Source organism: Devosia sp., assembly GCF_017307565.1.
Taxonomy (GTDB): Bacteria; Pseudomonadota; Alphaproteobacteria; order Rhizobiales; family Devosiaceae; genus Devosia.
The window spans coordinates 1-5,635 of the sequence record NZ_JAFKHD010000155.1 but is presented as its reverse complement, the minus strand read 5'-3'; the positions used below and the strand labels follow the sequence as shown (position 1 = coordinate 5,635).

Here is a 5,635-nt window from a genome sequence, read left to right as displayed (position 1 = left end):
CAGATCGAAGACCCCGAAGCGCTGGATGAAATCGAAGCCATCGCCGAAATCGATGGCGTCGATGCGCTGTTCTTCGGGCCCGGCGACTATTCCGTTCGCCTCGGCATTCCCGGCCAGATCCAGGCGCCAGAAATCGTCAAGGTGCGTGAGCGCGTCGCTGAAGTTGCCCGCAAGCACGGCAAGATTGCGGCGACCGTCGCCGGCAAGGCCAATGTGAAGGACTATGTCTCCATGGGCTACAACCTGCTCAGCGTCGGCGCTGACGTGGTGGCGCTGGCGACCTACGCCGACGACGTTCTTTCCGCTTTCGACGCGATCTAGGACGAGACCATGAAACTCGACGCGCTGCATAAAACCCTTCTCGACGGACGCACCAAGGGCATCCCGGCCACGGCCGAGCCCTTCGCGCTCGAAGACATCGCAGGCAAAGGCTGGAACGTCCTGCGGGAAGACCTGCCTATGCCGCTGATGCTGCTGAAGCGCAGCGCGCTCGACCACAATGCCAGCGTGTTTGGGCAATACCTGACGAGCCACAATCTCTCGCTGGCACCACACGGCAAGACCACCATGAGCCCGCAGATTTTTGCCGAGCAACTGGCGAGCGGTGCTTGGGGGATGACGGCGGCGACCGTCAACCAGGTTCAGGTCATGCATCACTACGGCGTCAAGCGCGTGGTGCTCGGCAACCAGTTGATCGGCAAGGCGCACATTGCCGGCGTGGTGGCGCTGATCAATGCGGACCCGGATTTCGAGTTTTTCTGCTTCCTCGATTCCGCTGGCCAACTCGACAACATGCTTGGGCATCTCCGCGAAATGGCCCCTGCCCGGCCGATCAAGGCACTGCTCGAAATCGGCGCGAAGGGCGGCCGCACCGGCCTGCGCACCAAGCAAGAGGCGCTCGACCTTGCAACTAAGCTGGCGTCGAGCGACCAGAACCTCGTGCGTTTTGCCGGCATCGCTACGTTCGAAGGCGTCGTGCCAGGGATCGACAAGGACCCGATGCTGGTGGAGCCCTTCGCCCAGTCGATCGTAGACATCGCCCGCGCCATCCCGGCGAGCCTTTACGCTGGGCTCGACGAGTTCGTCCTCTCCGGCGGCGGCTCGTCCTATTTCGATATCGTTGCCGATCGGTTCTCGACCCTCGACCTGCCCGTCCCCGTCCGCGTACTGCTGCGCTCGGGGTGCTATGTGACCAACGATTCCGGCGCCTACAAGAAGGCGCAGGACGAGGCAAAGGCCGACGAGCGCCGCTCGTGGAAATCCGATCTACACCCGGCACTCGAAGCCTGGGCCTATGTTCAGTCCAAGCCCGAGCCTGGTCTTGCCTTCCTCTCCATGGGCAAGCGCGACGTGCCCTACGACGCGGGGCTGCCGGTGCCGTTCAAGCGCTACCGGCCGGGCGTCGGTTTCTTGCCGGTGGGTGAAGCGACGGTTTTCGCCACCAACGACCAGCACGCCTATGTCCGGCTTGGAGCCGATGCCGACTGGCAGGTGGGCGATCTCGTGGCCTCGGGCGTCTCCCATCCCTGCACCGCTTTCGACAAGTGGCGGTTCCTGCCCGTCGTCGATGATGACTACACCGTCATCGACGGCGTCCTGACCTTCTTCTGATCCAGAGCCAAGCCATGTCCAAGACCGTGCTTTTCGGTGGCCTCTATCACGAGACCCACACCTTCCTTGCCGACAAGACCGGCATGGCCCAATTCGAGGACGGCGGCATCCGCATCGGTCAAGCAGCGATCGACGAGAACCGCGGCAACGGCTCTCCCAGCGCCGGCTTCATTGACTATGCCGAAAAGTCGGGTTGGCGCATCCTTCCCACCATCCAGATGGCGGCCCAACCGGCTGGAAAAGTGACGGATGACGTCGTCGCAATGTTCCTCGAACATTTCCTGGCGGGCCTTGAGCGCCATATCGAGGAAATCGACGGCATTTTCCTCGTGCTGCATGGAGCCATGGTCAGCGAAGGCTCGGACGACGTGGAAGGTCTCGTCATCAAGACCATTCGCGACCGCCTGAAGGCTGCCGGTCGCGGCGATCTGCCGGTCGGAGCCGTGCTCGATCTCCACGGCAACATTTCGCAGGTGATGGTCGAGAACGCGACTGTTCTGCGCGCCTATCGCGAAAACCCCCATACCGATGCTTATGACGCCGCCGTGGCTGCCGCACAACTGCTCGACCGTGCCTTTGTCGAACCGAATGTCAGGGCCCTCCACCGCGCGACAAAGTATGTGATCTCGCCAGTTGGTGTCGGCTCCGCCAACGATCCGATGAAGAGCGTGCTCGCCGCGGCACGCGCCATCGAAGCCAGCGACCCCGATATTCTCACCGTCAACGTCATGGCTGGCTATGCCTATTCGGACATTCCCGACTGCGGCTTCAGCATTCACCTTGTCACCAAGGGCACCGATGAAGCTGCCGAAAAGCATCTCGACACGCTGGTCGCCGTGCTTGAAGCCAACATCGCAGCCGGCTATCCACACGAGGATGATCTGGCGACCGCGCTCGGCAAGGCGGATGCCCTGCCGGCGGGCACCGGACCAATCCTCTTGATCGAACCCGCCGACAATATCGGCGGTGGCACGCCCGGTGATGCCACCGGCCTGCTTGCCCCGCTGCTCGAAACCGGCCGCAAGAACATCCTTGCCGCCCTCGCCGATCGCGAGGCCGTGGCCCAATGTTTCAACGCCGGGCAAGGCGCCACGATTACCCTCAAGATTGGCGGCAAGACCGACGCGCATCACGGGGCGCCGATTGCCTTCACCGGCACAGTGACCCATCTGAGTGACGGCGTTTTCCAACTCGAGAACCCAAAATCGCACCTCGCCTCGATGGGCGGCACCACCTTCCGCATGGGGCGTTGCGCTGTGATCAGCAATGATCAGGCCAAAATCTTGCTGTCGGAGCGAAAGACCGCGCCGATGGACCTCGGCCAGTATCATTCCCAGGACCTAAGACCCGAAGACGCCACCTATGTCGTCATCAAGGCAGCTGTGTCACACCGCGCCGCTTACGACGCGATCCAGCGTGCCAGCTTTTATGTCGATAGCCCTGGCCTCTGCACCAGCGACCTGCGCCGCCTGCCCTTTACCAAGCTCAAGGGCAAGGTCATTTCGCTGAGCTGAAAAATGTCGCGCCGCCAACGAGATCGCCCAGGTTTGTGGCGGAACCCTTCGGGGCTCCGCCAATGCCATTCAGATCTTGCCGGCGGCGCGCAGATCGGCCTGAAGCTTGGCCTGGTAGGCAGCCTTGGCAGCCTCATCAACCCTTGCGCTTTGCCCGAAATAGACAAAGCCCAGTGCCCGCCGCGCCCGTGTCGGCGACGTGTTCGGACCGGCCCAGTGAATAGTCTTCGAGTGGTGCATCAGGAAGGTGCCGGCATCGCCCGGGAAGGCAATGGTATTGGCCTTGTCCCCGTCGGTGCCGAAGTCGGTGATGCCCTGGGAGAAACCAAGGATTTCCGATCGTCCATGCGGACGATAGCCGTCAATCAGGTGCGAGCCACGGACATAGTGGATGCATCCGTTTTCCGGATCGACCCGCTCCAGCGCCAACCAGCCGGTGACGGCCGCAGGCGGGTTGAAGTGGAAGTAGTATCCGTCCTGATGCGGCGGGGTTGGCTTGCCGATGCCGGCAGGCTTGTTGAAATATTCAAGGTTCACGGCGCGCGCCGGTTCGCCCAGCATGGTTTCGGCCAGTTTGCGCACCACGTCGGTTTCCAGCAGGTCGCGGAAATAGGCGTCGTAGTGCTGCATGTTCTGCATCTGCTTGAGCGTGCCCTTGGCGCCCTTTTCTTCGTAGAACACTTCCGTGTCCTTCATCTCGGGCACGCAGCTTTCGACATAGCGATCGAACTCGCGGTTGATCTCCGCCATCTTGACCGCATCGAAAAGCGGCTTGATGGCAATGAAACCATCACGGTCGAAGTCGCTCTTGAGGCTGGTAAGTGGCGCTGGCATCGCCTGGGACATGGACGTTCTCCTTTTTCGTTCCCTTGCAGGCCATCAGAGACCAAGCACCGGCGCTCGTCTGTTGAGCAGTGCGACGGCCGACTAGGAATTCCGATTTCGCGAGCGACGTGTCAGTGGCGGCGCAGGCCACTTCATGATGCTGTGCCAGCATGACTACGGATCCAGCCGCCATCGTCCTCAAGGAGCATCGCCTCGGGCGTTTCGATCGTCGCATGCCCATCGGCCCGGCGAAGTGGGATTTTCATGATTTGCTTTGGATTCACGAGGGCGCCGTGCGCCTGTCCATTGGCGAAACCGATGTCGTCACGCTCACGGCTCCCGGAGGCGTCCTGATCCTCCCCGACACGCCTTTTGCGGGCGCGGCAATCGGCGGGTTCGCGACGGCCTCGATCTGCCATTTCAGCTGGACCGATGCGGCCGCGCGCGACGTGAACGGGCCGGGCTATCTCCTCCCCCGCCCCGGCGAGGCCATGCATGTGCAGGCCATGCTGCGCCTGAGCCTTGATCTTGCCGCGGATACCGGTGAGCCCGAGTTGCAGCGCCGGCGCAGGCTTCTGCTGACCATTCTCGATTGCTTCGACCACCCGACCAGCGCAGCATCGGACGCCAAGCCCGCGGCCGATAGCGGTCTCAACCTGGCCTGGCTCCAGGCCGGCAAGTCGCTGCACAAGATGCGCACCCTTAGCGATGTCGCGGCGCTCATGGGCGTGCATGAAAGCGCCTTGCGGGCGCGCCATCGCCAACAATTCCGCACCTCGGCCGGCAGCCACCTGCGGGAAATCCGCCTTCGCCGGGCGGAGGACCTGCTCTCGACCACTCGCTACACGCTGGGCGAAATCGCCCATCTCGTTGGTTATGGGCACGCCGAAACCTTCATCGCCGCATTCAGCCGCAGCCGCGGCTGTACGCCCGGCCAATTCCGCCACCGCTCCAATCCCTTTGCCTGAGAGCCAGAATGCAGCTCCTCGATACCGCGACGCTCTATGCCAATCCCGATCCGCTGCTCGTCAGCCGTCAAGCCGCCTTTCCCGGCCTGACCCGATTGCCGGATGGAGACATCCTCGCCGTCTTTTCCATCGGCCAGGCCTTCGATGCCGCCGACATGCGCGCCTATGTCAGCCGCAGCGGCGACAATGCCCGGACCTGGAGCGCTCCAAAGCCGCTGCACGAAACGCCCTTTGCCCCCGAGGAGTCGGAAAGTTTCAAGCCGGCAGCGCTCGCCGACGGGTCCGTGCTCGCCACGGGCTATGTCTTCGTCCGACCGACGCCGCTAACCCCCATCGTCGATCCCAAGACCAACGAACTGCTCCCCCTCCACAACAAGGTATCGCGCTCTTTGGATGGTGGCCGCAACTGGACGGTGCCGAAACGGTTCAATGTCGATGGCGCTGGGCTTGAGCTTTCCGGCCCCGTCATCCAGCGCCCTTCGGGGGAGTTGCTTGGCGTCGGCGCGCCGTTTCACCTCAGCGCGTCGGGTCACGAAGGCTGGGTGATTTCAAGCCTTGATTCAGGCGAGAGCTGGCAGAAGAAATCGGTCTACTTCCGCGCCGAAGACAGCAACATCGCCCCCTGGGAAAGCCGTCTCATCGACTTCGGCGGCGAGGGGTCGGGCCACGCCCCGACGTTCCCGGCCGCCGCGGCCTCGACCAACGTGGGCGGGATGG

At 63.0% G+C, this 5,635-nt stretch carries 6 protein-coding genes; 5 read left to right on the top strand and 1 reads right to left on the bottom strand.

All coding sequences use genetic code 11. The features are described 5' to 3' along the window. The 3 genes from J0I64_RS04240 to J0I64_RS04230 form a co-directional block, all read left to right on the top strand. A partial coding sequence (locus J0I64_RS04240) for an aldolase/citrate lyase family protein (protein WP_291406363.1) occupies positions 1-321 on the top strand: 321 nt, incomplete at its 5' end. 9 nt (positions 322-330) lie between these two features. Continuing rightward, a complete protein-coding gene (locus tag J0I64_RS04235) occupies positions 331-1,611 on the top strand; it encodes an amino acid deaminase (protein ID WP_291406362.1) in 1,281 nt (426 codons plus the stop codon). Between the two features lie 14 nt (positions 1,612-1,625). After that, positions 1,626-3,125, top strand: coding sequence for a M81 family metallopeptidase (locus J0I64_RS04230; RefSeq protein ID WP_291406361.1), 1,500 nt, complete (start codon positions 1,626-1,628; stop codon positions 3,123-3,125). 69 nt (positions 3,126-3,194) lie between these two features. Here J0I64_RS04230 and J0I64_RS04225 read toward each other — a convergent pair whose 3' ends face one another. Next, a complete protein-coding gene (locus J0I64_RS04225) occupies positions 3,195-3,971 on the bottom strand; it encodes a phytanoyl-CoA dioxygenase family protein (protein ID WP_291406360.1) in 777 nt (258 codons plus the stop codon). A 149-nt stretch (positions 3,972-4,120) separates the two neighbouring features. On the opposite strand from J0I64_RS04225, the gene J0I64_RS04220 reads away from it, so the two are divergent. Both J0I64_RS04220 and J0I64_RS04215 read left to right on the top strand, forming a co-directional pair. Beyond that, the gene (locus J0I64_RS04220) at positions 4,121-4,918 is read left to right on the top strand and encodes a helix-turn-helix transcriptional regulator (RefSeq protein ID WP_291406359.1); all 798 of its coding nucleotides are present in this window, start codon (positions 4,121-4,123) and stop codon (positions 4,916-4,918) included. Between the two features lie 8 nt (positions 4,919-4,926). Then, positions 4,927-5,635: sialidase family protein (locus tag J0I64_RS04215; protein ID WP_291406358.1), on the top strand; the 709-nt coding region annotated here is incomplete at its 3' end.

Bases quoted from the DNA above. Each gene is read 5' to 3' on its own strand.
- J0I64_RS04225 (WP_291406360.1), bottom strand. From the start codon at position 3,971: ATGTCCCAGGCGATGCCAGCGCCACTTACCAGCCTCAAGAGCGACTTC.
- J0I64_RS04220 (WP_291406359.1), top strand. From the start codon at position 4,121: ATGACTACGGATCCAGCCGCCATCGTCCTCAAGGAGCATCGCCTCGGG.
- J0I64_RS04235 (WP_291406362.1), top strand. From the start codon at position 331: ATGAAACTCGACGCGCTGCATAAAACCCTTCTCGACGGACGCACCAAG.
- J0I64_RS04230 (WP_291406361.1), top strand. From the start codon at position 1,626: ATGTCCAAGACCGTGCTTTTCGGTGGCCTCTATCACGAGACCCACACC.